The 26,704-nt window shown below is 72.1% G+C and carries 18 protein-coding genes; 10 read left to right on the forward strand and 8 right to left on the reverse strand.

Annotated elements, in window-relative coordinates; translation table 11 throughout:
* Positions 1-178: 178 nt before the first annotated feature.
* Positions 179-1,582, reverse strand: coding sequence for a hypothetical protein (locus ACIBSV_RS27070; RefSeq protein WP_395867379.1), 1,404 nt, complete (start codon positions 1,580-1,582; stop codon positions 179-181).
* A gap of 549 nt (positions 1,583-2,131) precedes the next feature.
* Between ACIBSV_RS27070 and ACIBSV_RS27075 the strand changes: the two genes are divergently transcribed.
* Positions 2,132-3,298, forward strand: coding sequence for a glutamate--cysteine ligase (locus ACIBSV_RS27075; protein WP_395867381.1), 1,167 nt, complete (start codon positions 2,132-2,134; stop codon positions 3,296-3,298).
* A 318-nt stretch (positions 3,299-3,616) separates the two neighbouring features.
* Here ACIBSV_RS27075 and ACIBSV_RS27080 read toward each other — a convergent pair whose 3' ends face one another.
* From ACIBSV_RS27080 to ACIBSV_RS27090, 3 genes are all read right to left on the reverse strand, one after another.
* Positions 3,617-5,044, reverse strand: a complete 1,428-nt coding sequence (locus tag ACIBSV_RS27080) for a relaxase/mobilization nuclease domain-containing protein (RefSeq protein WP_395867383.1) — start codon at positions 5,042-5,044, stop codon at positions 3,617-3,619.
* Positions 5,041-5,367, reverse strand: a complete 327-nt coding sequence (locus tag ACIBSV_RS27085; protein WP_395867385.1) for a hypothetical protein — start codon at positions 5,365-5,367, stop codon at positions 5,041-5,043. Before ACIBSV_RS27085 ends, ACIBSV_RS27080 begins: the two co-directional genes overlap by 4 nt.
* A gap of 1,002 nt (positions 5,368-6,369) precedes the next feature.
* Positions 6,370-7,035: a M20/M25/M40 family metallo-hydrolase gene (locus ACIBSV_RS27090; RefSeq protein WP_395867386.1), complete on the reverse strand. Its 666-nt coding sequence runs from the start codon at positions 7,033-7,035 to the stop codon at positions 6,370-6,372.
* Between the two features lie 522 nt (positions 7,036-7,557).
* Between ACIBSV_RS27090 and ACIBSV_RS27095 the strand changes: the two genes are divergently transcribed.
* The 3 genes from ACIBSV_RS27095 to ACIBSV_RS27105 all read left to right on the forward strand — a co-directional run bounded on the left by ACIBSV_RS27095 (position 7,558) and on the right by ACIBSV_RS27105 (position 14,373).
* Positions 7,558-8,814: a M20 family metallopeptidase gene (locus ACIBSV_RS27095; RefSeq protein ID WP_395867388.1), complete on the forward strand. Its 1,257-nt coding sequence runs from the start codon at positions 7,558-7,560 to the stop codon at positions 8,812-8,814.
* Positions 8,815-9,158: 344 nt separating this feature from the next.
* Positions 9,159-13,709, forward strand: a complete 4,551-nt coding sequence (gene mobF, locus ACIBSV_RS27100) for a MobF family relaxase (RefSeq protein ID WP_395867390.1) — start codon at positions 9,159-9,161, stop codon at positions 13,707-13,709.
* Positions 13,710-13,860: 151 nt separating this feature from the next.
* Positions 13,861-14,373, forward strand: coding sequence for a hypothetical protein (locus ACIBSV_RS27105; RefSeq protein WP_395867392.1), 513 nt, complete (start codon positions 13,861-13,863; stop codon positions 14,371-14,373).
* A gap of 237 nt (positions 14,374-14,610) precedes the next feature.
* Here the strand turns inward: ACIBSV_RS27105 and ACIBSV_RS27110 are convergent, their stop codons facing one another.
* On the reverse strand, positions 14,611-15,486 hold the full coding sequence (locus ACIBSV_RS27110) for a 4'-phosphopantetheinyl transferase (protein WP_395867394.1): 876 nt from the start codon (positions 15,484-15,486) through the stop codon (positions 14,611-14,613).
* Between the two features lie 287 nt (positions 15,487-15,773).
* Positions 15,774-16,712, reverse strand: coding sequence for a hypothetical protein (locus ACIBSV_RS27115; RefSeq protein WP_395867396.1), 939 nt, complete (start codon positions 16,710-16,712; stop codon positions 15,774-15,776).
* A 402-nt stretch (positions 16,713-17,114) separates the two neighbouring features.
* On the opposite strand from ACIBSV_RS27115, the gene ACIBSV_RS27120 reads away from it, so the two are divergent.
* The 3 genes from ACIBSV_RS27120 (at position 17,115) to ACIBSV_RS27130 (ending at position 20,574) form a co-directional block, all read left to right on the forward strand.
* A complete protein-coding gene (locus ACIBSV_RS27120; RefSeq protein WP_395867397.1) occupies positions 17,115-17,852 on the forward strand; it encodes a S1 family peptidase in 738 nt (245 codons plus the stop codon).
* A gap of 467 nt (positions 17,853-18,319) precedes the next feature.
* Positions 18,320-19,072: a DUF4232 domain-containing protein gene (locus ACIBSV_RS27125; RefSeq protein WP_395867399.1), complete on the forward strand. Its 753-nt coding sequence runs from the start codon at positions 18,320-18,322 to the stop codon at positions 19,070-19,072.
* 881 nt (positions 19,073-19,953) lie between these two features.
* Positions 19,954-20,574: an L-threonylcarbamoyladenylate synthase gene (locus tag ACIBSV_RS27130; protein ID WP_395867400.1), complete on the forward strand. Its 621-nt coding sequence runs from the start codon at positions 19,954-19,956 to the stop codon at positions 20,572-20,574.
* Between the two features lie 473 nt (positions 20,575-21,047).
* Here the strand turns inward: ACIBSV_RS27130 and ACIBSV_RS27135 are convergent, their stop codons facing one another.
* Together ACIBSV_RS27135 and ACIBSV_RS27140 are read right to left on the reverse strand one after the other, a co-directional pair.
* Complete coding sequence (locus ACIBSV_RS27135) at positions 21,048-22,001, reverse strand: carbohydrate-binding protein (protein ID WP_395867401.1); 954 nt, start codon at positions 21,999-22,001, stop codon at positions 21,048-21,050.
* Positions 22,002-22,730: 729 nt separating this feature from the next.
* On the reverse strand, positions 22,731-23,726 hold the full coding sequence (locus tag ACIBSV_RS27140) for a MerR family transcriptional regulator (protein ID WP_395867458.1): 996 nt from the start codon (positions 23,724-23,726) through the stop codon (positions 22,731-22,733).
* A gap of 177 nt (positions 23,727-23,903) precedes the next feature.
* Here ACIBSV_RS27140 and ACIBSV_RS27145 point away from each other — a divergent pair, with 177 nt between their 5' ends.
* From ACIBSV_RS27145 to ACIBSV_RS27155, 3 genes are all read left to right on the forward strand, one after another.
* Complete coding sequence (locus ACIBSV_RS27145; protein WP_395867403.1) at positions 23,904-25,427, forward strand: alpha/beta fold hydrolase; 1,524 nt, start codon at positions 23,904-23,906, stop codon at positions 25,425-25,427.
* A 144-nt stretch (positions 25,428-25,571) separates the two neighbouring features.
* Entirely contained in the window at positions 25,572-25,925 is a 354-nt protein-coding gene (locus tag ACIBSV_RS27150) for a VOC family protein (RefSeq protein ID WP_395867405.1), read from the forward strand.
* 322 nt (positions 25,926-26,247) lie between these two features.
* Positions 26,248-26,658, forward strand: a complete 411-nt coding sequence (locus ACIBSV_RS27155) for a transposase (RefSeq protein ID WP_395867407.1) — start codon at positions 26,248-26,250, stop codon at positions 26,656-26,658.
* The last annotated feature ends 46 nt before the right edge of the window (positions 26,659-26,704 follow it).

Below are 26,704 nucleotides of genomic sequence, written 5' to 3' on the forward strand. Positions count from 1 at the left end.
GGTTCCCTCGGAAGCCCTGAGGGGGCGACCGGGTCGAAGCCCTCGGCGACGGTTCGGTCGATCGGAGCCGACGCCTTCGGCGGTGCACGGGCGGATCGGGGCGGGAGCCCTCGGTTGCGCTTCGGCGGGGCTCGGGTGGATCGGGGAGCCTTCGGCGGGGCTTCGGCCGCCCGCCCGGCTAACGTTCCCGCTCGTCCGAGCGCCCGCGATCCGTCTCCCGCGCGTCGCGGCTCGGCGCCGGCCGCCACGGGTGGACGCCGAGCGGTCGGCCGTCGGGCCCCGGGTCCATCCCGGGAAGTCCGCGTGAGGGCACCTGCTTCGCCCAACCGGCGGCGATCGCGGCGATGGTGGCCGCCGAGAGCGCGCCGCCCGCTCGCAGACTCCGGTCATAGGGACGCGGCATGTCCATCCACACCCGCGCGGGCGTCGGGGCCTGCGGCCCGGCCTCCGCCGCGACCTCGGCGGCGGCCGACCTGGTCGAGGGCCGGCCGGTGGACGGCTCGGCAGGTGCGACCGCGTCGGTCGGCACCTCGGACCTGGCGAACCGGGCGACCGCCGTGACGACCTCGTCGGTGACCTCCTCCGGGGCGGGGTTCTCCCATCTCGGCGCCGCGCCAGGGGCCTTGCGGGGCGCGGGGGCGAGCCCCAGGTGCGCGGCCTCGGCGTGGGCGAACCTCGCGAGGTCGCGCAACCGCACCATCCGGGCCCCGCGCAGGATCCGGGACTCCCCCTTCATCGAGGCGTTCGACCCCCACCACACGCCGTAGGCGACCCGCAGGCTCAGGAACTCCGGGTTGGCCTCGCCGCCGGCCACGGTGCGGCCCAGCTCGCCGAACATGGGACCGAAGTACGCACCCGCGTAGTTCACCCGACCCGCGCTCCAGGGCCGGTACTCTCGCGGCGGCGTACGACCGAGCACCCACGCGCGATCCATCAGCCGGTCGGAGTCCAGGTCCAACGGACGATCGCCGACCCAGTGATAGCGCGCCCAGCCGTGCAGCGGAGGCCGGACACCCGGCGGAACGGCTCCGCTCTCCACGTACCGGTTGCCCTCGGGCACGATCCCCGCGCGAAGCTGCGCGAGGATCGCCTTGCGACGCTCGTACTCGTGGATGACCTGCGGCCACTCGTCGCCCGAGACGGTCCGCGCCAAACGCGCCGCGAACGACGCGACGCGTCGCAACTCCGCCGGGTCGCCGGTGGACCGCGCCTCGGCCCCGCTCTTCGGCTCCGACCACTCGCCGGCCTCCCATCGGCGGTACAACTCGGCCTCGGTGCGCGGCGGACCAGGGGTCTGCCTGTCGGCCGGCTCCCGCTCGTCGATGGTCCACAACTTGGGCATGGCGTACATCTCACCGTCGGGACCCACCCGCGGCCACCAGGTCACGCTCAGGTCCGCCTGCCCCTGCCGCTCGTCGGCGGTGAGCCGGTGCAGCAACCGCAGTGCCCCGAGGGCCACCCGATACATGGGCACCCGGCGGCGCATCCGGCGATACTCGATCCGAAATCGCTCGTCGCTCTCGATCCACGCTCGACCGACGAGCTTCCGACCCCGAAGGTGGTCGCTCAGCGCATTCGCCATGCGGACCATGATGTCGCGCGCGCCTCGGCCCGGGTGCCGAGCCATCGGCTCGCGAGTCGCACGTGTCGAAGACACGCGGGGCGGACAGGGGTAGGAACAACAAACGCGGGAAACACCATCCGCAGGCCGATTCCTTGCTTGTACAACGGGAATTCGCGTTCGGTTCCGCGTCATGCATGATTCAGACCAAGAACCAAGATCGCTCAGCGCAAGAGTTCCTGGACCCAGTGGGGCTTGGCAGCAGGGCCGTGGGGTCGCAGTCTGGTCCAACGGCCTTGCAGGCCAATGGGTTTCGGGCGCTCACATTCGCCGGCCCCGGACCTGCACGGACTTTTCTCGATCTCGGGGCACCCCGGACGTCGAGAACACGGGGCACTACCGACTTCACGCGCAACCACTCCGCGGTTACGCGTGGTTGCAAGAGCCACGCGGTTCCGGTGCCGGCCACCGCACCCATTCGATCCGTCCCGTTGTACGGGTGCCCGATCCGGCGCGGCCGTTCGGCCACGCAGCACAGCGACTGACGCAACACACATCTCAAGGGGACACATGTCGATTCGGACTGTGGGTGTCGAAGAAGAGTTTCACATCGTCGACCGACGCACCGGGCGGTTGAGCCCGGCAGGTACGGAACTGCTCGCCGAACTGCCGACGGTCGGGTTCACGGGCGAGGCCAAGGAAGCCTCCATCGAGACCAACAGCGAACCGCACGTCGAACTCGCCGATCTGCGCGCCGACCTGATCCGCTCCCGGACGCTCCTGGCCCGAGCCGCCGAGAAGATCGGGGTGGCGGTGATCGCCTCCGGGACCGCGCCGTTGATGGACCTCGCGGACTCGCCCCAGGCCCCGGGCGAGCGCTACGCCGCGATCAAGCGCGACTACGCGCTGGTCGCGGACGAACAGGTGGTCTGCGGGCTGCACGTGCACGTCGGCGTCGAGGACCGCGACGTGGCCGCGCGGGCGATGTCCTGGATCTCCCCGCACCTGCCCACACTCCTCGCACTGTCCGCCAGTTCCCCCTACTGGCTCGGTGACAACACCGGCTACGCGAGCTGGCGCAACATGCTCTGGCAGCGCTGGCCCTCGGCGGGCCCGGCGGACAACTTCGCCTCGGCGCGGGAATACGACGACATGCTCGAGGGCATGGTCCGCTCGGGCGTGATCGTCGACGTCGGCATGCACTACCAGGACCTGCGCCTGTCCTCGCACGTGCCCACGCTCGAGATGCGCATCTGCGACTCGTGTCCGGACGTGGACACCTCCGTACTCATCGCCGTGCTCTTCCGCGCTCTCGTCCAGCGCGGCGTCCGGGCGGCCGAGAGCGGCGAACGGCCGCCGGCGCACTCACCGGCGTGGCTGCGAGCCGCGACCTGGCGGGCCGCCCGCTCGGGCCTCGAAGGACTCCTGATCGACCCCACGACGATGGCCACCGACTCCGCGCGCACCGTCATCTGGCAGCTCATCGAGGACCTGGGGCCCGACCTGGTCGCCGCCGGCGACCTCGCGTTCGTGCGCACCGTCGCCCGGCGCATGCTGGACGGCGGCAGCAGCGCCGCACGGCAACTCCGGGTCGCGAACCCGTCCCCCCGGGCGGCCGTCGAACTGCTCCGCGAGCAGACGATCACCTTCTCCGAGTTGCCGGCCGCCCTCGTCAAAGAGCGTGCCGGGATCGCGAAATCGGACCTGGTCGAGGAGTCGCCGACCCTGGTCGCCTGATACCGCGAACCCACCCGATCCGACGGGGTCACGGCCTACGGGCCGTGACCCCGTCGTCGGTTCGGCCGCCGGCACGCGCACCGGGCAGCCGCCCGCGCGGCGCCAACATCCACGGGTCGAGCGGCGCGAGCGCGAAACGCCGAGAGCGACGCCGGCCCGGCCGACGGCGACCGGGGTGGCCGGGCCGGCGCAGCCCGGGACCCGGTCGCCGGGCCGGGGTGCACCGGCCGGCCCATACGGCTGCTGCCGGCCGGCGACGACGGCACGTGCGTGTGGAAGCGTGGAACCCCCTTGCCGTGCCTGAGTCCGGCCGCGCGCTCAACCGCCGGCCGGGGTATCGATCCCCCGCGCGGACGGCATGCGCGCGGTTCGGCCGGCACTCATCCGCTCTTCCAACGGCGCGAGGTCCAGGTCCAACGCCGCGAGTCGAGCGGCCTGTGCGGTGCGCCGCTGCGCCGCCTCGGCGTCGTGGATCACCCTTATGGTGAGCCGCAGTTCACGCAACAGCGCCGCCTGCGCCGGGTCGGACGAGGGCGACGGGGGAGCGCTCGCGGCGGTTCGGGCCGCCGAGCGCAGATTCGGGCCACGCCGAAGCGGGCGGTCGAGTACCGCCGTTCGGGCCAGGACGTCGGCCGCCCGGGCCAGCGGCCCGGGACGGGCCGGTTCCGCGCGCGCCGACCACACCGCGAACACTCCGGCGACCTCCCGCGCGATGCCCGCCCACCCGGCCACGTCGTCCAAGGGCCGGTCGCGGGCCGCCGAGCGCAGTCGGGCCACATCCGTCGCCGCCCGGGCCCACCGCGCGAGACCGTCCTCGGCGGAGGCCGGCTCCGTCGAAGAAGCGGGCTCCGTCGCGCGGGCGCCGAGCGGATCGACCGCCGCCGCGCCGGCGGTCCCACCGGCGGACGTGCCCCACCAGTACCGCAGCCGCGGCAACGACAGGTCCGGGGCGAGCCGCCCGCCTCCGTAGCGCACCGGGCTCGTACCGTCCGGCGGCGGCAGGGCGACCGACAGCCCGAGCACGGTCTCGCCGTCCTGTCGATCCAGACGCGGACGCACCACGACCCCGGACGAGGACAGTCGCCGGAGGAAATCCTCCTCGTCGACGGCGGCCACCGCCGCGCCGCGCATATGCCGTGCCAGGGTGGCTCGTTCGACCTCCGGACGGCCCCGGCGCGCCGCGCTCTCGGCGTTCGCGCGGGAGTATCCGGGCAACCCCCGCCCCTGCCGCCGGCCCTCGACCGCGATCAGTTCGAATCGCCGCTCCAGTTCGGCGCATACCGCCGACGCCTTGACCCGATCCTGCCAGGGGCTCGCCCGGGTGCCGTCCTCGCGGACCAGGCCCACGGCCACGTGGATGTGGTCGTTGCCGTTCTTGGAGAACCCGTGTCGGACCGCGATCCAACGACAGGGCGCCTTGCCCTCCTCCTCACCGAAGCCGAGCCGGTCGATCAGGGTGCGCGCGGCCGTCGCCCATTCCGCGTCGGTGAGCCGGCGGTCCCGCGGGGCGTTCGACAGGCTCGCCGTCCAGACCGATCCGTGCTTGACCTCGGTGCCGAAAAGCTGCCTGGGCGCGTCGAGTTGAGCCGCGAGCGAGGCGGGATCCCCGGTGAGGTCGAGACCCGTGGACGCGGCTATCGCGTGCGCGTCCTCGTGCTCGTTCGCGCGACCGGGACCGAAGAGGTACGTCACGAGCTGCGCCATGTCGTCATGGCGCTCGTGCGCCGCGGAGAGCTTGGCGATCACGGGGCCTGCGTTCGTGGGCCGGCCGACGCGGACGGGTATCCGGTGGCCGTGTCGAGGCGGTCCAGCACAGCCGACAGTCGATCCATGACATCCGTCCATCCCGGCGTTGTCGCATCCACCGCAGCCGGGTCCGCGCCGAGTTCGGACAGCTGCTCCGACAGACGGGCCAACTGCCTTCGTACGGCCAGCAATTCGGCATAGAAGGCACGGCGTTCGGTGGCCGTCGGCGCGTCGTCGAAGGCCGACTCCACCAGCAGCCTCGGGACGCTCACCGCCAGGTCCGCCGCCTTGGCCGAGACGCGGGCGTACTCGTCCTCGCTCATCAGCACCTTGGTGACTCGGCGCCGCCCGCCCGTGCGACGGGGCAGTCGAGCCGGACCGCTCCCGGTCCGCGACTGTGCCGTCTCGTCGGTCGACATCCGCGTATTCCCGTTCTCTCGTGGCCGGTTCGCCCGCCGCGCGGCCTTCGCGGTCGAAGTCTCTCGTGAAGCCGGGCGACAGGGAAGGCTTCGAAGCAAGATAGTGCGAAGAGTTACCTGATCTTCGCTCGACCTCCCCGCAGAAATCCGTCCGAAGGGGTCACCGCCGTGCGTCGGGTGGGAAATGCGGCCCAGAGGGCCGCATTTCGGGTCCGGCGCCGCGAGGCGGCGCCGGTACCCACACCCGTGCATCACGATGCGAAGGTGCGCCCCGCCCGCGTGCGGGTCGGCGGGCGTACGGGCGGCCCGGCGTCCGCCCAGCCCGGGCCCGGCTCGTCGGTGACCCCGAGGCCGGAACGCCCGGGCGTGGGGCCGCCGGTCGGGACGGGGTCTTGCGGCGGGTCGGCGCGCCGCCGCAAACCCCCGCCCCGGTGGGTCGTCGGTGGGACGGTCTCGGGGCCGGTCGCCACGGCGCACGCCCGGCGGCGGCGACGGTGATCGCGCGCTCGCCGACGCCGAACCGCCCTCGCACAGGCGGGGGAGACGTCGGGGCCGGGCGGCCGGAAGCCCAGACCCACCCGCACCCGGCACGCCCGGCACGCCCGGAACCCCCGGAACGTCCCCGGCGCCCACCGGACAGCGGGCGGCGAAGTCCGCACCGCCCCGGCTCCGTACGGCCCCCGCCACCGTGTCCGCGCCGAGCAGGTCCACCACCGCCGCGCACGACCGGCGTCCGAGGGCATTCCCCACGGACGACAACCGGCGGCGCCCGACCGTCCACGCGTCGAAGCCGCCACCGACACGCATGACACCCCCGACGAGCCCGGCGACGATCTCCGGCATCCCGCGCCACGCGTCGGGGCTCGCGGTGCGCGGCGCCCCGCCGAGGTCGTGCCTCGGTGGGGATCACGTCGAGCGCGGTTCCCCCGGCGTGCACCAGGGTCCAGGCGAACACCACGCCGTCGCTGGGGACGAACTCCGCCCGAGCCCACGCAGGGCGAACACCATCCGCCACAGCCCCACGACCACGTTCACGGCGACGTGCGGTCGAGCGCCGCGCCCGCCCGCGCCCTCGACACGCAAGCGGAGCATGCCCATGCCGGACATGATCGGACCGCCGAGGACGGCGACCCGGCCCACCTCGACCGTCGAATCCCCGCGCACCGTGCGGCTCGACTCGACGCCATCGAGCCCTCCGGCCACCACGACCCGCAGCGCGCCACCGGGCCGGATCGCCTCGACGGGCCGGAACACCGGCCGCGCGGGCCCGAACAGCAGCCCCGGGCCACGCAGTCCGACCAGGTCGAGCCCGACACCCGGAATCGCGCTGGTGTGCACGTCGTGGCCGCAGGCGTGGCATGCCCCGTCCACGGTCGAACGCCAGGGGACGTCCCCGGGGTCGGTGACCGGCAGCGCGTCCATGTCGCCGCGCAGGGCGATGAACGCGCGGTCCGCCGCGCCGTCGTTCGGAAAGACGTCGCAGCCGACTCCGGCGCAACCGCCGGGGAGGACCCGGGGGTTCGACCGGCCTTCCGCAGGCGGGCGACCAGTCGCCGGGTGGTGCGGGTCCACGCGGCGCCCACCTCGCGATGCCGGTACACGCCGCGACGAAAGGCGATCGGCTCGGGGCCGAACCCGCCGCCCCGGGCCGGATCCGGGCGGCCGCGGGCGCGGTCACGAGGGTGCTCCGGTGTGGGATGTCCGGCGAGCTCCGGGCGGCTCCTGCCCACGTCCGACGCTCGCGAGTCCTCGGGAGAGCGGCGCAGGGTGCCACACGCGGCGTGGGTCTCGGTGATCGGCGAGCCACACCCAGCCGATGACCCCCTGTGTGACCGGGCACCGGAGGAGACCATACCCCGGGCATGGTGTCCAGGCGGGAAAGATGCCTGGACACCACACCCGCGCCATGGTCTGGCTGCGCCTGCCCGGCCCACCCAGGGAGTCACCGGCCGGGCGCGCGGCTCGTCGATCACCGAGACCCACGCCGCGCGCGGCGGATCCCTCCGTCGATCTCCCAAGGCCTCACGAGCGCCGAACGGGTTGGCAAAACCCGCCCGGAGCTCGCCGGACATCCCACACCAAGGAGCACCACTCATGACCACGCCCACGGCCACCCGGATCCTCTCCGGGGTCGACGAGCTCGGCCCCGAGCTGATCGCCTTCCGCCGCGACCTGCACCAGCACCCCGAGCTGGGCTTCGCGGAGACCCGCACCACCCGGCGACTGGTCGCCCGCCTGCGGAAGGCCGGGCTCCGCCCCCGCGTCCTCCCCGGCGGCACCGGAGTCGTCTGCGACATCTTCCCGAACGACCCCAGCGCGGTGAACCGCCCGTTCATCGCCCTGCGCGGCGACATGGACGCGCTGCCGGTCACCGACCTCAAGGACGTCCCCTGGCGTTCGACCGTGGACGGGGCATGCCACGCCTGCGGCCACGACGTGCACACCAGCGCGGTTCTGGGCGCCGGGCTCGCCCTGGTCGGACTCCGCAACCAGGGACTGCTGCCCAGGCCCGTGCGGCTGGTGTTCCAGCCCGCCGAGGAGATCCAGCCCGGCGGCGCGCTGCGGGCCATGACGGCCGGAGTGCTCGACGACGTCGAGTCGATCCACATGGTGCACTGCGACCCGACGGTCGAGGTGGGCCGACTCGCCATCCTCGACGGTCCGATCACGTCCGGCATGGACACGTTCCGCTTCCACGTCGAGGGCACGGGCGGGCACAGCGCCCGACCGCACCTCACCGCGAACATGATCGCGGGCCTGCAGCACATGATGCTCGCCCTGCCCGGACTCGTGCAGCGGTTCGCCCCCAGCGACGGCGTGGTGTTCGCCTGGACCACGGTGCACGCCGGGGGAACCGCGCTCAACGTGATCCCCACCGAGGGTGACCTCGGCGGGTCGCTGCGCACCGCGAGCCCCGACGCGTGGCGCAGGATGCCGCAGTTCATCACCGAGCTCGTCGAGGGCGCCATGCGCGTCGGCGGCTCCGGCCTCACGTGGAAGCACGAGCACCACCGGATGCCGCCCGTGGTGAACACCCTCGGCCACCTGTCGCGCGCGGCGGTGGTGGACCTGTTCGGCGCGGGGGCGGTGGCGACGACCGTACAGAGCCAGGGCGGTGAGGACTTCGCCTGGTATCTGGCGGGCACCAAGGACGTTCCGGGGGTCCCGGACATGCCGGGCGTGCCGGGCAACCTGGTGCGCCTGGGCGTCCGGCCGCCCGGGGTCGACCCCGCCGACTACCCCCACCTGCACGAGGGAGGGTTCGACGTCGACGAGCGCGCGATCACCGTCGCCGCCGCCTACCTGACGCGGATGGCGACCGGCCCCGAGACCGTCGGCGCCGCCGCCTGACCCACCGGGTCGGGGGTTCGCGGCGGGGCCCGGTGCCCCGTCGCGAGCCCCCGTCCCGACCGGCGGCCGGGACGGGGTCGGCGACTCGGACCGGAGTCCGTACCGGGACCGAGGTCCCGGATGGGCAAAATCGCCGACCCCTGCCGGCGGCTCCCACGAGCAACCACCCCTAGCGTAACCCGGCTCGTGGGTGCGGCGCCGGGTCCCGCCGCACGTCCCTCGTGGGGAACGGGGGTCGAGGGCAAGGTAATTCGCGCACGGAGCGTGAGAGCAACAGAACCCGCACACCTATGCATCCATCGAGTCCCTTCCGTACCCGTGGCCCCATGATTACCCTCTGTTCCGTGCTGACCATCTCCGCCGGGAGCGATCACCGGTATCTCACCGACCAGGTCGGGCGCGGGGCCGAGCACTACTACCTCAAGGCGATCGAGGTCGCGGGGGAGCCTCCCGGCGTCTGGTTGGGCGCGGGCGCCGCCGCGTTCGGTCTCCGGGGCGAGGTCGACGCCGAGGTCATGGGCAAGCTCTACGGCGACATGGTCGACCCGCGTACCGGTGCCCCGTTGGGCGCGCCGCCGCGCAACTACCGTGATGTGCAGGAACGCTTGGCGGACGCCCTGGCGGCCCTGCCCGACACCGCCACGCCCGAGGAGCGGGACGCGGTGGCCGATCGGGTGCGGAGCACCCAGGTGCGGGCCGTGAAGTATCTCGACCTGACCTTCTCGGCGCCCAAGAGCTGGTCGGTCCTGCACGCGGCGTTACAGGCCGAGGGCCGGCACGAGGAGGCCCAGGCGGTCTGGGACGCGTGGATGGAGGGCGTACGCGCCGGGCTCGAACACCTCCAGGAGCACGCCGGTTTCTCCCGGGCCGGACACAACGGCGTGCGCCGGGTGGACGCGCACGAGTGGACCGTGGCGGCCTTTCGCCAGCACACCTCGCGCGACGACGACCCGCAGTTGCACGTGCACTGCGCCGTGCTCAACCGGGTGCGTTCGGTCGAGGTGCACCCCTATACCGGCGAACGCATCGAGCGGTGGCGAACCCTGGACGGGCGGGCCGTGTACGCCGAGCGGCCCGCCGCCGCGGCCGTCGCCGAGCGGGTCGCCGAGGAGGCCCTGACGAGAGCGCTGAACGTGCGCTTCGCCATGCGCCCGGACGGAAAGGCCCGCGAGATCCTCGGCATCGGCGAGGATGTCCGCGAGCAGTTCTCCTCCCGACGCCGGGTGATCTCGGCGAAGGTCGCCGACATGGTGGAGCTGTACCGGCTCGTGCACGGACGCAAGCCGTCGGCGTACGAGCTCACCTGCATGGCCCAGACCGCGACGCTGCACACCCGCGCGCCCAAGAAGAAGCATGCCGCGTCGCGCGAGGAACTGCTCGCGCGCTGGGAGCGGACGGCCACCACGCACCTGCGCGAGTCGCTCGCGGGCATCGCCCGGCGGGTGTTCGACGCCGGTGCCGCCGCCACGGTCGAGCCGTTCGACCCGGACCGGGTGATCGCCAGGGCGATCCGCGAACTGACCGCGAACCGACCCACCTTCCGGCAGGCCGAACTCGTCGCCGAGCTCAATCGCCAACTCCCGGACCGGCTCGGCGGTCTGACGCATGGTGAGGTCCGCTCCCTGCTGGCCGAGTTGGCCGCCCGGGCGCTGTCGCCGCAGTCGCGAACGCCGGGCGGGCCCGCCCTGATCCGGCTCACCCCGCCGGACCCGGTGGCCGCGCCGTCGGCGCTGCTGATGTCCGACGGCGCCTCGCGCTACGCCCGGCCGGAGGCGGTGCTCTACACCACGGTCGAGCATCTGGACGTCGAGGCGCGGATCATCGCGCACGCCGTGCACGGACGCGCGCGGGCCGTGCCGCAGGCGATGGTGGATCGATTCCTGGCCGGTGCCACCCTCGGCACCGACCAGGCCGCCGCGGTCCACGACCTGGCGACCGCCGGTCGGTTCGTCGACGTGCTGGTCGGCCCGGCCGGGACCGGGAAGTCCTACACCATCGCGGCCCTGTGCGCGCTGTGGGAGGCGAACGGGGGAACGGTCAAGGGCCTGGCGGTGGGTCAGCGGCAGGCTCGGGTGATGGCCGACGAGGGCGTCTCGCGGGTCGCGAACGTCCGGAGGTTCCTGAACGCCAACGCCGCGATCGCGGCGGGGGAGGTGGTGCCCGACCGGGACTTCTACACCTTCCACGCGGGCGAGTTGGTCATCGTCGACGAGGCCGGCACGTGCGCGACCGCAGACCTGGACAAGATTCTGTCCCTGGCCGCCGAGGCGGGCGCCAAGGTGGTCCTGGCCGGTGACCACGGGCAGACCGCGGAGATCGGCGCGGGCGGCATGTTCGGCCTGCTCGCACGTGATCTCCCGCACACGCACACCCTCGAGGAGGTGCGCCGTTTCCGGGCGGACTGGGAACGCGCGGCGAGTCTGCGGGTGCGCGAGGGCGACGCCGAGGTCTTCGCCGAGTACGACGCGCGTGGGCGGGCGCACGGTGGCACCGCCGAGGAGATGAAGGAGGCGGCCTACCGGGGCTGGCTGGTGGATCACCTCTCCGGCCTGGACGCGCTGCTCGTGGTCCCCACCCGGGAACTGGCCGCCGAGTTGTCGGGCCGCGCCCGTGCGCAACTGGTGAGTCTGGGACGGGTGGAGGCGGCGGGTGTGCCGCTCGCGGACGGCAACGTGGCGGGGCGCGGCGACCGTGTGCAGCTCAGGCGCAACGATCCCACGCTGACGAGTTCGGGGCAGGGCCACTGGGCCACGAACCGGGACGTCGTGCGGGTGCTGGAACGGCATGCCGACGGCGGGCTGACGGTGGCCTACGACGACGGCGAGACCCTGCGCGTGCCGGCCGCGTACGTCCGGGATCACGTCGAACTGGGCTACGCGGGAACGGTGCACGCGGTGCAGGGCCGCACGGTCGAGGCCGCGCACGCGCTGGTCGCCGCCGGCATGAGCCGTGAGCAGCTCTACGTCGCGCTCACCCGGGCCCGGGCGGCCAACCACGTCTACCTGGCGGCCGCGGAATCCGATGACGCGGGGGCGCGGTCGGTGTTCGCCGCGGTGCTCAGTCGCACCGAGGCGCAGCGTTCGGCGACCGAGGCCATGCGCGACGCGTTCACCGAGGCGGACTCGCTGCGGACGTGGGCGCCGGTGTGGAGCGACCTGGTCGAGCAGCGCGCCGCGGCGGACTGTCTGGGCGTGCTGATGGACGAACTCGGCGCGCGCGACGGCACGAACGTCCGGGACGACCCGGCGTTCGGTGCCCTGACCCGATTGTTGCGGCGCGTCGAAGGGGCGGGCCACGACGCGTACGGGTTGTTGCGGACCGCGATACGAGCCAGGGGATTGGCGGACGCGGACAGCGTCGCCGAGGTGCTGCACTGGCGGCTGGAGCGGGAACTCGACCGCGCAGCCCGCCCGATGCCCACCGGGCGGGAGGCGCGGACCGCCGAGGGGCGGCGATCGGGGTCGGGGAGGATGCCCGGCGCGCGGTCCCGCGGGGAGGGCGCGGCCCACGGGACGCGGTTGTCGGGGGAGGGCGCGGCCCACGGCACGCGGTCCTCGGGCGCCGGCGCGACGCCCGGCGCCGCGGGTCACGGCGACCGGGCGGCGCGGGGCGGCGACGAACGCGAGGTGCCACGCCCACGATCCGGCTATCTCGCTCGCACGCCCGCGGCGAACGATCCCGTGGGTGTGTACCTGCGACGGCTCGCGGAGGTGATGGACCAGCGTGTGGAGGAACTGGGGCGCGCGGCCGCGCAGTCCCCGTCCGAGTGGGCACTGGAGCGGTTGGGCGCGGTACCGAGTGATCCCGGTGCCCGTGAGGAGTGGGTGCGCCGGGCCGGCCTGGTGGCGAACTACCGGGAGGCTTACGGCTACACCCGGTCGGGCGACGCGATCGGCCCGGCTCCGGCCACGGATGCGGTGGACGCCCGGTACGCATGGGACCGGGCCGCCGAGGCGCTCGGCGTCGCGGCCGACGCACACGGCGCCGAAGGCGCCTCGGAAGCCGAACTGCGCCGTTCCCTGGAGCGCTACGAGCGCGAGGAACTCTGGGCCCCGCCGCACGTCGCGGATCGACTCAAGGCGGCGGCGGAGGAGCAGGCACACTGGCAACAGGAGCGGGTCCGGGCGTTGATGGCATCGTGGACCGCCGGTAGCGCGCAGGAGTCGGAGGCGGCCAAGCGATCCGCTGAACTGGCGGCGTGGCGCGCAGCGTCGGCGGAGACTCGGGCCCGGACGTTGGAGACGATCCACGCCGCCCGGCTCGCGTGGTACGCGCACACGGCCGAGGCGCGTGAGCAGGCTCGGACGGCCCGCGCGGAACTGAACCGACGCGAGCGCCGGGCCGATGCGATGCGAGCCGGCGGGATGCGCGCCGACGCGATGCGAGCTGATCCCGAGCCGCCCTTGCCCGGGTCGGCCGGGGCGCGACGTCGATCCGAGGGTGTCGTCGACGGTGCAAGCGGTGCAAGCGTTGGAAGCCGTGAAAGCGGTGGGAACGGCGGGAATGGCGCAAGCGGCGGGAATGGCGCAACCGCCGCTACCTGGCACAAGGCCAAGGGCGCCGGCGCCGACCCGGCCTCCTCGCGTCCGCCGCGCCCCGAACCGACCGGCAACGCGTCCACACCGCCCCCACGTTCGAGCAATCCCCCGCCGTCGGAGGAGCCGATGAGTCTGGAGGAGGCATCGGCACGGGCGGCACGCGCCCGAGCGATCATCGAACAACGACGCCAGGCGGGCGCAGGGGTGGCCGCTGCCGGCTTCACACCGGCCGGCGACATCGCCGCCGCTCGCGGCCCCGCCGACGAGGGTGCGGGGGAGGCCGCTCGTACGGTCGATGGCGCCGAGCCCCGGCACGAGATCCCCGCCCGATACGATCGCGAGCCGGACAGGGGATGACCCCGACGGGATACCGGACCGACTCGGGCACTGTGTGCAGTCGTTGCCCATCCAACGTTTCGGTGTATAAAGCTTGTTCGCGCTGCCCGACGGGTGCTGACCGCGGTGCCCGTTCCGTGCCCATACCAAGCCTGAACAATCGGGAGGGACGATGGCCGACAAGTACCAACCGAAGGCTCTTCCGCCGGGAGCTCCGGACCCCAAACTCGCCGTGGCGATCCGCGGCCAGAAGAAATACCCCATGCAACCCGTCGGGTTCGTGCCGCCGAAGCCGATCTATACCGTCCCCAAGGACGTCGGGACGAAGACGGAGCAACAGTTCGGCTTCCAGGGGCCCGATTCACCCGGCATACCGCCGCTGCCCGCGATGGAGTTTTCGGCGGAGGCGCCGATCGGCTTCGTGGCATCGGGTATGGCCGACAACTCGATGCGGACCAACGACGCGCCGACGCGGATCAAGGCGGGCTTCGAGGCTCCCGCGCCCACCGGGATACCGCCCCGGTCGCCGGGCGCCTCCGCGCGCCCGCGCCTGGGCTTCGCTCCCGCCAAGGACGCCGGTCGGAGCGGCCGGACCCACTCGGGTCACGGGGCACACCCGGTTGGGTTCCAGGGTTCCGAGAGGACGGCCGCTCGGGACGGCGATCAACGGGATCCGGAACGCTGAGCCGCCCCGGGAAGGTTCGTACCGCTGCGGCGGATTGGTGACGCCCGTGCCGCGTCGGGTCGGGCAACGCGCCCTCACCCTGGGACGAAACCGCGCGTGCGCAGGCCCCGGCCGGCGCCGCCGCCAAGACGATGCCGCTCGATCCGAAGCTGCCGTCCGGGCGCTGGTCCTCGAAGACTACGAGCGGTCTTGACGACCTTCGTCGACATCCGCACGCAGCGCTCTCGACGACTCCGCCTACATCTGTACGCCGCGCTGGACGTCCGTCCGAGGCACTGTCGCCGGAGCGACCGCGGGGTGCCGGGTATGCGGGGTGGGCGACGACGGGATCCGAGGCGCCCGAGTGGGGCGCACATGACCCGAGGTCGCCCTCGCCGGTGACCAGCCCCGGCCGGCGACGACGGCCGCGGACACACCCTGGGCTCTTGCCCCGGGGCGATACCGGTCGGAGTTGATCACGTTCGCCGCCGTGAGGACCAGGCCGTCCTCCGCGACCATCCACTGCCCCGAAACGCCGGTCAGCGGACGGCCGTTCACCTCGGGGCCGGGGGCTAGCAGCACGTTCGCCCGGAACGTCCCACGGTCCGGGTCGATCAGCACCTCCGCCTGCCGCATGCTTACCTTGGTCCGGGCCAGCGGATACCACGCCTTGAAGGCCGCCTCCTTGGCACTGAACAGGATGCGATCCCACGGGACGTCGGGTCGCTCCGCCGCGAGTTCGGCCAGTCGGCGCCGTTCCGCCGGCCCCGTCATGCGATCCCACCCCACGGTGACCGGTCTGCTTCCGGCGTTGGCGTCGATCCCGATGCTGAGGATGTCCGCGACTCGGGCCACCGCGGCGCAGCGGTATCCCAGGTCGTGGGTGATCGTGCCGGTGACCTCGTCCGGCCACACGGGTGCCTTGTCCGGACCCTTGAGCACTGGTCCGGGCGGACATCCGAGTTCGGCCAGGGCACGGTGGGCGCATCGTCGACCGGTCGTGAACTCCCTGCGCCGTTCAGCGCTGGGAGCGCCGGCGATGATCGCTTCCTCCTCCGGAAACAGCGCGTGCCCCGGCGGATCACCGAACACCTCCGAGAAGACGACTCCGGGCGGCAGAATTCGTTCGATCATCATCTGCCTGTCTCGGACGTACGGGCCACGGGAGGCGAAGGAAACGCAAATCATCCTATCCACCCCGACGCCCCGCCCCCGCGCGGCCCGTCCGAGGCGACCGCGCGGGGAGGAATGCCGCCCTGATCGGTGACGGGCTGCAGTCGGCCGCCGACCACCGCCATCGCCGCAGTGCGACGATGCCGTCGAGGTCACCGCGCCCGGCCACCATCGCGTCGCAGCGCCGCCACCGACCGAGATCCGCTTCTGTCGCTGTCCGCCGCCTACGCCTTGCCGGCGGCCGGCCGTCAGCGCTTTCGCTCGAACTCGTAGACCGTGGCGCGCGCCGCACAGTCACGCGGCGGAATCATCTCGACGCGGAGAACCCCCGTGCGCCGGTCGTAGTCGTCGCCCTCGGTCTCGAAGTCGACGGCCGCACCGGGACACGCGCTGAGCAAGGGGAGCGCGCCGAGCGAAGTCACGTGCCCGGTCACCGTCTTCCCGTTCAACGCCTTCTTCAGCTCGATCTGCAGGAGTGGCTTGGCCTCGGGAAACAGCTTCGCGTCGGAGTCGTCCGAGGCGCACAGCAGCCGCTTGGCGTCCAGGAACGTGCATCCCTGGATGTCCTTGACCGGACGATCCAACTCGATCGTCGCGGCGAGCGGCAGCGTACCTCCGCTGCGCGGCGTGGCCCCGTTCAGGATCGGTGTCGGGAAGACCAGCAGCCGGGTCATCGTGTCCCACTCGCCGGAGACGAGCCAGCGGCCGTCGGGGGCAACCGCCGCGAACGAGTTGTTCATCGCCTCGCCCGGCGCCAACGCGTGTACGTACTCGTGCGCGACACCCGAGGGCGTGGTCACCCTGAACATCTTCGACGTCGCGTCCCCGCCGCCCTGATAGGCGTCGAACACATACCCGCGAGAGGAGTCCGGGTCCCCGATGTGCGACCACCCACGCTCCCGCACAGGTGCGGGAATGGAGGTGTTCCCCGCGTAGTACATGTACGGCTTGCCACCGCGCGGCCGTACGCCGGCGAGCCCCTGAGCCTGGGACTGCGCGTCGATCTCGTACTGCCCGATCGCCTTCCACCCCTTGATCGCGGACGGGAACGCCGCGCTCGTGCCCTCCGGCGCCTGTTCCGCGTGCGCCGTACCGGTCAGCCCGACCGTCGCACACAGTGCGAGGCAGGCCGCGCCCACCGACAGTCCTCGCCGCACCGCTTTCCGACCCCGCACGATCAGCTTCACGTCCACCCAACTCCTTGTCGCGCCCACGCCGCACCACCATGTCCGGCCGCCAAGACCATGGCGCAGGAACCATGTCCGGCAGGCGCCGCTCGCCTGAACGATCAAGGAATTCCCAACCCCTCGGTCCCACCCACGCCCTCCGGCATCGACGCGCCCTCCCGACGACCCCGACCCGGATCCGTCGTCCCCAGTCCTCCGCGGACTCGTGCCCGATACCTGCCGAAGTCGATCGGATTTCTCCCCAAACCGACTCAACTCCCGCCACAACCGGCACAGTTCGCGCCGATCCATAACATCGCCAAGAGGGGAGATTGCTATTACCCGTGGAATCCGGCGTTGGGGATCCTGGTACCCCCTGCACCCCACACGCGAGATATCGCGTGTCGTCGGAAACGAGGAACTTTGCGAATAACCAAGATCGTCCCCGCCCTCTTGGCCGCATTGCTCATGGTGCTCACCCTCGGCGCCACCGCCACTGCTTCCCCCGCCCCAGCCGGCGTTTCCAACGACAACCCGTCGGCCAACGGTCCCCAGCCGATCATCGGTGGCGGATACGCACAGAACGCCCCATGGGCAGCCCGCCTGTTCTCCGCCGGCAGGCAGACCTGTACCTCGACCATCATCGCGCCCACCTGGATCCTCACCGCCAAACACTGCGTCAGCGGCGGGCAGTTGACCTTCCGGATCGGCAGCCTCGACCAGAGCTCCGGCGGCACCGTGGCCAACGGCGCCCAGACCTACACCAGCCCGTCGGCGGACCTGGCCCTGGTGCGCCTGGACCGCTCCGTCTCGGCGACCTACGCCCGACTCGGGCAGCCCGGATCGGTGACGGTGGGTCAGAGCGTCCAGGTCTACGGCTGGGGCGCGACGTCCCGGTGCGGCCAGGAGATCAACTGCCAGTCGCAGTTCCTGAAAGTCGCCAATGTGACGGTCACCGGCGGCTGCCGCGACGCGTACAACGGCTCGGCGATCTGCGCCCGTTACGGCAACGGCATCACCGCGGGCGGCGACTCGGGCGGTCCGATGAACGCGAACGGCATCCAGGTCGGCGTTGCATCCACCAGTGACCGTCAAACCACTACCGCCTACACGAACGTGACCGCGTACCGCTCGTGGATCCAGTCCATCGCGGGCGTCTGACCGACTCGTCGTTCCCAACCTCGCTGCGCCTTCCTCTCGCCCCTGGACCCGTCCCCGCCACCGAACTCCGGGCGGGCCCAGGGGCGGTGCCCTGCGTGGACGCACCGCCGGACGCCACACGGCTTCCAACACCGCCGCCCCACCGAGCTCCGACTCGACGTCGTTCCAACAGGAACAGCACCTGGAACCGCCCCGCGAGCACGCCACCCTCCGGGGCGAGGCCGCGGGGCGAGGCGGCGGATCGAGGCCGCGGATCGAGGCGGCGGTCACCGAGCGCCGCGGTCGACGCATCGCCGGATATCGGATCGCGGATATCGGATCGCCACGCGGGGTTCAAGGGGTTCGTATGTCACGGTTTCGTGGGTGTGTTGTCCCGTCGATTGTGACGTGCGGCGCGGAACTCGAACGGATCTTGGTTCCGTCCTTGGAACCGTCCCGTTGTTCATGCGCGTTCGAGAAGAGCCCCCATGTCTGTGCGTCGCCGTCCCTTGATCCTGTCGACCGCTCTCGTTGCCGGTGCCGTCCTGAGCCTGGCGGCATGTGGGTCCGACGGCGCGTCCTCACCCGCGGCGGGTGGTTCGGTGTCGTCCCCGCCGACCGGGGCACCGGCCGCACAGCCCGATTCGCTCACCTCGGGGCAGCCCGCCGCCGCGCCCACGTCGTCCACTTCGGCGTCCTCGCGTCCGAGTGCGCCCGCCGGGGCCACATCCGGCGCGAACAACAAGCCCGGCGGTGGAGCGGACGACGCCTACGCCTACACCCACCCGTGCGACAAGCAGAAGTTGTCGATACGCGTGACCCCGCGCCCCGGCGCGACCGGTCAACGGGTGATCGAGGTCCGCAATACCGGTGCCACCGCGTGCGGTCTGAGCCACTATCCACTGGTCTACCTGGACACCGCGAAGTCATCCGATCGCACCGCGAGCGTCAAGCCGCTGATCCCCGGCGGCCTGGGTGGCGCGCCGGCGTACCCCCTGTCGGTCGGCCAAACGGCCTACGCGGTGATCGACCTCAACCCCGAAGGTGCGAGCACCTCCGCCACCCGCGTCGACGAACTCAACGTCCTCGCGGACCCCGAGCACATGGCCAACGCGGACACCCTCAACTTCCCCCTCGGCTCCGCCACCCCCGTCCTCAAGCCCAAACTGGGCCTCTACCGCAGCACGGTCACAGACGCGGTCACCTCGATGACCGCCGCCGACACACCCACAACCTCCTGACCGCAACGGCAACGCACACGGAAGCGCCGCCGAACCCAGGCCCTGGTCACCGCACAACCCCGCCCTCGCCACACCCGGCGACCCGGCGAACCCCCAAAGAACCCGCCCGCACACCTGCGCGGACCGAATCCCGGCCGACAACCCCGCAAGACCACGGCCCCAGTCGCGACCCGTCCGCCCGGCGAGGGATGTACTCCCCACCACCACCGCACCGTTCCGGAATCGGTCGGCGGCCGCAGACGCACGCCCACCGACGAACCTGACGATGTCGCTCTTGTTCATCCCGGCGCACACCTCGACCCGACCCCGACGACCCCTTCCCGAGCCGTCCGCCGACCGTGAAACGGTGGCCGAGCCCAACGAGGGACGGTGCGCCGATCGGCCGGCGTTCGAGCACCCTTCGAGCACCGTACGAAAGATCTTGGAACCCGGACCGGACGGAACGGGCCTCGCGAACGGGATAACGGCGAAGGGCATTTCACGCCGCCCGCGCGCTCCGGGCGTACCTCCCGGACATCCGCGGGTCGCGTGCATCGATCGTTCGGAAGGATCACCCCAGTGATAGGCACCACCTGGCCCAGCGGAGCCGGGAACCACCGACCCCTCATAGTCGTGCTCACCTTCGTTTCCACGATTCCCGCCACCCCCATCCCATCACCGACTCTGCCTCCGGATCGCGACGGCGGACCTGCACCGAGATCGTCCTCGGCGGAGCCGTTCCGGAGCCGTCCGCGCCCTCGTCGGCCGGCTCCCGGCCCACCTCACCGAGCACACCTGACACCGGCGCCGGCCGCGACGCCACCGCGGGCCGGGGCCGGCGATCAGGTTCGGAGTCGCATCCGTTGGCCGGCAGCGGGCGCTCTTCCCCTTAGGGTCGGCGGATGGCGAAGTATTTCGATGTGCACCCCGATAACCCCCAGCCGCGCACCATCACCAGCGTGGTCGACCTGATCCGCGCCGGATCGCTCATCGCGTACCCGACGGATTCCTGTTTCGCACTGGGATGCCAGTTGGGCAACCGTGACGGCATCAGCCGGATCCGGACGATCCGCAACCTCGACGACCGGCACCACTTCACCCTGGTATGCGAGAGCTTCGCCCAACTGGGCCGGTTCGTACACCTGGACAACGACGCGTTCCGTGCCATCAAGGCATCGACGCCCGGTCCCTACACCTTCATCCTCCGCGCCACGTCCGAGGTACCGAAGCAACTGTTGCACCCGAAGAAGAAGACGGTCGGCGTCCGCATTCCCGATCACGTCGTCACCCGAGCCCTGCTCGCCGAACTCGGCGAGCCGATTCTCTCCAGCACGCTGCTCCTGCCCGGCGAGGACGAACCGCTGACACAGGGCTGGGAGATCAAGGAGCGGCTCGACCACGTGGTGGACGCCGTGGTGGACTCGGGCGACTGCGGCACCCAGCCGACCACGGTCGTCGACTACTCCAGCGACGAGGCCGAGATCGTACGCCGAGGCGCGGGCGACACCGCGCGGTTCGAGTAGCGGCCGGCCTTCGGGCGAAGACGCCGGCGCCCGGGTCGAGCCGCCGACCCGGGCCCGAGCGACACCGGGCCCGGGTCGGTCGGTGCGCGGTTGCGGTGTGGGGCGAGGTGAGGGGTCAGTGTGTGGTGGTGGCGTAGCGGGCGAGCGGGTCGACGCCCGAGGTGATCATCTCGGCGAGTGCACCGCCACACCGCCGCGCCGCCGTCTCGGATTGACCCTGGCCCTGCCGGCCCTTGCCCAGTTGATCATCGCGATCGACTACAACTCGGCTCGCTGCCCGGTGGTGTGCCGACGGATCGGCAGCGCCTCGGAGGGCCTTGCGAGGCCCTCCGGGCGAGGTGTTGCGGTCGGGTGGTGAAGGTCGCGGAAGCGGGGGCGGCAAAGGCCGACTTGCGGCGGGTGCGGGTGCGGGTCCGGCGTGCGTTGTGGTCCGGCCCGTGCGAAGTCCGGTCGTGGCGCGGTACTTGTGATGGTCAGGGGTGGACGGTCCAGTGGTGGTTGGCTGCGGCGCGGGTGAAGGTCAGCGTCGGGCACAGGAAGTCGCTGCCGCGTGGGTTGGTGCTGGTCCAGGGGGAGTCGGTGGGGGTGGCGAGTTGCCATGCGCCGGCCCTGCGGAGTTTGATGTCGGCGCTGTCGAATGCTGTGCTGCGGGCTTCGGTGCAGAAGTAGCCCTTGCCGGTGGCGGGGTTGACCGTGGCGTAGATCTCGAAGATGTCCCAGCCGTAGGCGAGCCGGCTCTGGTCGGTGCCGGAGGAGCGGAACAGCAGTTCCCAGGCCTGGGTGCGGTGGTTGTACAGATACGACGACCATGCGTTGCCCGAGGTGGCGTCCTTGGTCAACTGCACGCTGTAGGACGTGATTCCACCGGTGGTGGTGGTGTACTTCGCCAGGAAGTCGGCATTCACCTTCAGGGTCTTGGCGGGGCCGCTCGTGCCGCACCAGTCCCACGCCCATATCTCGGCTCCCTGGCTCCAGTAGGCGGTGACCACCTCCATGCACGAGTTCTGCGCCTTCGTGGTCGGGGCGTAGGTGAAGTTCTGCGAGTTGGTGACCTTGTACGAGGGATCCACGCTGTGCGTGGCGGTGATCCCGTCGTGCGTGCCCGGCTGTGGGAAGACACCCCAGAAGTTGTGCGTCGGTGCGAGGCTCGCGCCCGCACCGCCCTTCGCGGCGTGGTCCGGCGTGTCCGCGGAGTCGCCGGCGAGCGCCGCGCGCAGCTCGGCGCGTTGCTCGACGAAGGCCCGAACGGCCGCGTCCCGCCCGGGAGTCGGCGCGTCGGATCCGGGCTGCGCGACGACTCCCCGATGCGGCGCGGTGGGCGAGGGAACGGCGTCGGACGGCGGCGAGCCGGCCGCACCGGCGGGTCCGGCCGGGCCCAGCGCGACGAGCGCGACGAGCGTGGTGACCACGGCGGTTGCCAGTGCCATGGGTAACGAGCGAGGACGTGGACGGGCGCGGCGGGACATGCGTCTCCTCGACGGGGGCGGAAGTGGCATGAAACCGGGAGACGAGCGCCGCCGCGGAGTCCGAACCGACCACCGTCGGGCGGGACGTTCCCGTACAGCTCCGATCGGGCGGCACCAAAGTAGCCGGTGGCACGGTGCCCGGGGTAATCACATTTGCCCATAACATCACGTGATCCGGGCGCCACAAGTCCGTCCGCCCCACGCGGTGGTCATGGGCCCTCAAGACGCCGCCGCTCGCGTGAAACAGCCGAAACCCGGACCGGCGATCGACGGACGAGGCCGACCGGTGGTTGAACAGTCGCCCGTTGTCGTCGGACGGGGACGGTGCGGGCCGCGTAACGGCCGCGGCGCACAACCCGACGTCGGTTGCGACTCGAACCCGACGTCCGTCGGTTCCGCCTCCGGGGTCGAGTCGGAGTGCGCGCGGCCTCGACGCGGCTGTGGACGGTCGTGTTCATGGGGCGACGTCCCTTGCGGCGTATGACCTCGTCGACGCCGGACGGCGCCAGGGGGAGTGCGGGGCGCGCGTCCTCGCCCGGGGCCGGCCATCACGGAACCCCTCCCGAAGGCGTAGGTCGTCGGCATGCGGCCGGCCCCACTGCCCGGCTGCCCCACACGGCCCAACTCGGCACCCCAGGCGCGGGATTTTCCCGGCCTGGCCCTGCCGCCCGGCCCGCTCCCGCGTGGGCCTCAGGCTGCCGAGAGGCCGATGTCGGCGGCGAGGGCCTCGGTGAGCCAGTCGTGTGCGGCACTGGGCGTGGGTTCCGACGCGCCGGAGCCGGGCGTACGGATTGCGGCCACCTGCTGCCAGTAGTGGTCGACGCGCGGGTCCGAGGCGAGTTGGCCGTGCAGGGCGCGGCGGAAGGGCGCCGTGTCGCCGGTGCGGCGTGACGTGGCGTAAGCGTCGACGAAGCAGTCCAGGGCCTCTCCCGGCTCCGGTGTCCGCCGCGCCCGCAGTTGTGTCGATGCCAGCGCGTACGCGTCGACAAGGCCGTCGTAGAGCACGGCGGGCCGGTAGCCCTCCTCGGGCCGGTGCACGGCGGGTTGGCACTCGTCGAGGTTGTCCCCGGGGCAGTTGCCGGTGACGAACGCGTGCAGTCGGGCGAACGCCAGGACCTGTTCCGGCGTCGGGTCGTCGGGGGGTTGCGGCACCGCGTGGTCGATGATCATCGCCGTGACGCGGGCCGGGAGCCGCGCGGGGAGCCAGCGGCGCCAGAAGCGGGCCATCGCGGTGGTGTCGGGTGGCGTGGCGATGGCACCGACGAGGCGGAGCCGATCCGCGCGCTCGTCGGGTGCGGCATCGCGGAGCAGCAGGAGGGCGGCCTCGCGCCAGCGGAGCGCGGACATCTGCGAGCCGAGTTCGCGCAGGTGACGGGCTACGGCGTCGTCGAGGGCGTCCTGGTCGACGCTGCCGGGCGCGCCGTCGCGGTCGAGGATGCGACGGATCGCGGGGAGGGGGAGGTCCAGGCCGCGGAGCGAACGGATGAGGCGGAGGCGTTCGGATGCCTGGGGCGCGTAGCGGCGATGACCGCCGGCGCTGCGGCATGCCTCGGGCAGCAGGCCTTGGTCGGAGTAGTAGCGCACGGTCTTGACGGTGACGCCGGCCTGTTCCGCGAGTTCCCCGATGCTGCGCAGACCATCGGCCGACGAAGACGAAGACGAAGACGAAGACGAGGGCAGGGGCAAGGGCAATGGCGAGCGCGCGGACGGTGGCGACGGCGTGATCCGGGGCCGTGGCGGAGACAACACTTGAACCTCCCTCAAGGGGAGTTCCTACCGTACCCACGAGCGCGGACGGCCGATCTGGCCGGGGGCGCGGCAGCGCGGCGACGCAGCGTTGCGACGGTACGGAAGGAGAAGGTCATGACGGCATTCGTCCTGGTGTCGGGTCCTTTCACGGGCGGCTGGATATGGCGGCGGACGGCCGCCCGGCTGCGGCGGGAGGGGGCGGAGGTGCACGCCGTGACGCTGACCGGTCTCGGCGACCGCCGCCACCTCGCGGGTCCGGGCACGGATCTGGAGACGCATATCGAGGACGTGCTGCAGGTGATCGAGCACGCCGACGCGCGCGAGGTGGTTCTCGTGGGGCACGACTACGGCATCCATCCGGTGCTGGGCGCGGCCGATCGACGGCCGGAGCGGATCGCGCGGGTGGTGTACCTGGACGCGGGCATGCCGAGCAACGGCGATGCGGCTCTCGCGCTCGTGCCGCTCCAGGGCGTCCGCGACGGGCTGTCGGAGCGGCACAAGGAGCGGGCTCCCGGAGAGGTCGACACGCGGTTGCCCGCACCGTCGCCCGACGAGTGGCATCTGTGGGGCAGTACGGACGGTCTCGCGCCGGAGGCGTTGGCGGCGATGACCCGGTCGGCGGCGCCGCATCCGGAGGGGACGTTCGGACAACCCCTCGTGCTCTCCGGCGCGGTCGACGAACTCCCGGCAACCGGCGTGTTGTGCACCTCCAGCGGTACGGACATCGCCCTGCTCGAATCGCTCGCGAGTCTCGGTGACGCCCGTCTCGGCGCTCTCGTCGAACGCCGCGTGACGCTCTGCGAACTGACCACCGGACATTGGCCGATGGTGTCCGCCCCCGACGAACTCGCGACGGTGCTCATGGGAGCGGCCTCGGGCGAGGGGCACGTGATGGGTGCAGCGACCGCGACGCGCGAGGAACCGGCGCATCGGCGGCCGTTCCTGCTCGACGTTCCGCCGTGCCCGCGCGAGCGGATCGGTGCCGTCGATCTGCATTTGCCGGCCGACGATTCCCCGCGTCCCGCGGTCGTGTTCCTGCACGGCGGCCCGGTGCCCGCGGACGCGCGGCCGACGCCGCGCGACTGGCCGGGTCTGGTGGGCCACGCCCGACTCGCGGCGAGTCTGGGGGCGGTCGGTGTGACGGTGGATCACCGGCTGCACGGTCTCGAGGACTTCGAGCGGGCCGCCGCCGACGTCGTGGCGGCGGTCGAGCGGGTACGCGCGCATCCGCGCGTCGACGGCGAGCGCGTCGCCCTGTGGTTCTTCTCGGGTGGCGGCCTGCTGACGACGGACTGGCTCGCGGCTCCGCCCGAGTGGTTGCGCTGCCTGGCGGCGAGTTACCCGGTGTTGGCGCCGCTGCCGAACTGGGGGTTGGGGGACTCGCGGTTCCGTCCGGCGGACGCGGTGGGTGCGGCGGGTCGGCTGCCGATCGTGCTCACCCGCGTGGAGTTGGAGCACGAGGCGATCGCCGCGACCGTGGCGCGGTTCCTGTCGGCGGCGGAGGCGGCGGGAGCCGACATCGAGGTGATCGACGTACCGCTCGGTCACCACGGCTTCGACACGATCGACCACACGGAGGAGGCACGCGCCGCCATGCAGGGTGCGATGCGCTCGGTTCTGCACCACCTCGCCGAGTGAACTCGCAGGTGGGGCACCGATGTTGGCCCCCACCTCCCAGCTCCCCACACCGCTCTGCGGGATACGACCCGCGCACCGGACCGGCGGTCGACGGTACTTACCCCCAGCCCCGGCAGCCGGCCGACCCTGTTTATGCTCACGCCCATGGCACTCGAATGGGAACAGATCATCGTAGACTCTTCCGATCCCATCGCCCTCGGGCGCTGGTGGGCCGAGGCTCTCGGCTGGGTAGTGGTCGACGAATCCGAGGAGATCATCGAGATCCGGCCCGAGCCGGACCGGATGCCGGGGCTGCTCTTCGTGCCCGTCCCCGAGGGCAAGACGTCGAAGAACCGGCTCCACCCCGACTTCCGCCCCGACGACCAGGCGGCCGAGGTCGCCCGGCTGCTCTCCCTCGGTGCCCGGCGCGCCGACACCGTGCAGGACGAGCAGCACTGGGTGACTCTCCTCGACCCGGAGGGCAACGAATTCTGTGTCCTGGGTGAACGGAAGAGCTGAGCCGGTCCGGGCCGGGCAGCCGTTCGGGCGGAAGTGCCGGACGGTTTCGCCCACCCGCAGCTGCCCCACTCGCAGCTCGCCGACCCGGCTGCGCCGGGTGCTCCGACCGTGGCCTCCGTGCATGGCTCCGGCTGGTGCGTCGACGACGCGCGGCTCGGCCCGGACGACCTACGAACCACCGGATGGTGTCCTGCCGAGTGGTGTACCCGGTGATCTCGGTATAGCCCCTGGTCATGGGGCGGCCATCGCGCAACTCTGTGAGTAGTGACGCTCGTTGAGAGGTGACGCGATGGCCTCGTCTCGGCGTGACCTACTCCGGTTGATGGGAGTCACCGCGTACGGCGGACGGAATCGAGTCGGTGCGGTCCCGGCCCAGCGGATCCTGCAGGAACTCAACGAAGCCGAGGCCGCCGCCCACATCGGTGCGGAGCCCGGCGAGCCCGGCGAGCACGCCGAGACCCGGGCGACCCGGCGTAACGGGCACCGGGAGAGGGTGTCGACCACGCAGGCCGGGGACCTGGACCCGGCGATCCCCAAGGTCGACACCGGCAGCTTCTCCCCCTCGCTGCCGGAACGCCGGCGCCGCAGCGACCAGGCCCTCTACGCGGTCATCATGGAGGCATACGTCCACGGTGTCTCCACCCGCAGCGTGGACGACCTGGTCAAAGCACTTGGTGGGGACACCGGGATCTCGAGTCGAGTGTCCCGCATCTGCGGCAACCTCGACACCTAACCAACGGTGTTCCGCACGCGGCACTGGATCACATCCGCTTTCCCTA

Source organism: Embleya sp. NPDC050154 (assembly GCF_044460165.1).
GTDB lineage: Bacteria > Actinomycetota > Actinomycetes > Streptomycetales > Streptomycetaceae > Embleya.

What these genes read in the sequence shown, in the direction of transcription:
- ACIBSV_RS27130 (WP_395867400.1), top strand. Translation starts at nt 19,954, where the DNA reads ATGGCGAAGTATTTCGATGTGCACCCCGATAACCCCCAGCCGCGCACC.
- ACIBSV_RS27125 (WP_395867399.1), top strand. Translation starts at nt 18,320, where the DNA reads ATGTCTGTGCGTCGCCGTCCCTTGATCCTGTCGACCGCTCTCGTTGCC.
- ACIBSV_RS27135 (WP_395867401.1), bottom strand. Translation starts at nt 22,001, where the DNA reads ATGGCACTGGCAACCGCCGTGGTCACCACGCTCGTCGCGCTCGTCGCG.
- ACIBSV_RS27145 (WP_395867403.1), top strand. Translation starts at nt 23,904, where the DNA reads ATGACGGCATTCGTCCTGGTGTCGGGTCCTTTCACGGGCGGCTGGATA.
- ACIBSV_RS27155 (WP_395867407.1), top strand. Translation starts at nt 26,248, where the DNA reads ATGGGAGTCACCGCGTACGGCGGACGGAATCGAGTCGGTGCGGTCCCG.
- ACIBSV_RS27070 (WP_395867379.1), bottom strand. Translation starts at nt 1,582, where the DNA reads ATGGCGAATGCGCTGAGCGACCACCTTCGGGGTCGGAAGCTCGTCGGT.
- ACIBSV_RS27105 (WP_395867392.1), top strand. Translation starts at nt 13,861, where the DNA reads ATGGCCGACAAGTACCAACCGAAGGCTCTTCCGCCGGGAGCTCCGGAC.
- ACIBSV_RS27095 (WP_395867388.1), top strand. Translation starts at nt 7,558, where the DNA reads ATGACCACGCCCACGGCCACCCGGATCCTCTCCGGGGTCGACGAGCTC.
- ACIBSV_RS27110 (WP_395867394.1), bottom strand. Translation starts at nt 15,486, where the DNA reads ATGATCGAACGAATTCTGCCGCCCGGAGTCGTCTTCTCGGAGGTGTTC.
- ACIBSV_RS27085 (WP_395867385.1), bottom strand. Translation starts at nt 5,367, where the DNA reads ATGAGCGAGGACGAGTACGCCCGCGTCTCGGCCAAGGCGGCGGACCTG.
- ACIBSV_RS27150 (WP_395867405.1), top strand. Translation starts at nt 25,572, where the DNA reads ATGGCACTCGAATGGGAACAGATCATCGTAGACTCTTCCGATCCCATC.
- ACIBSV_RS27075 (WP_395867381.1), top strand. Translation starts at nt 2,132, where the DNA reads ATGTCGATTCGGACTGTGGGTGTCGAAGAAGAGTTTCACATCGTCGAC.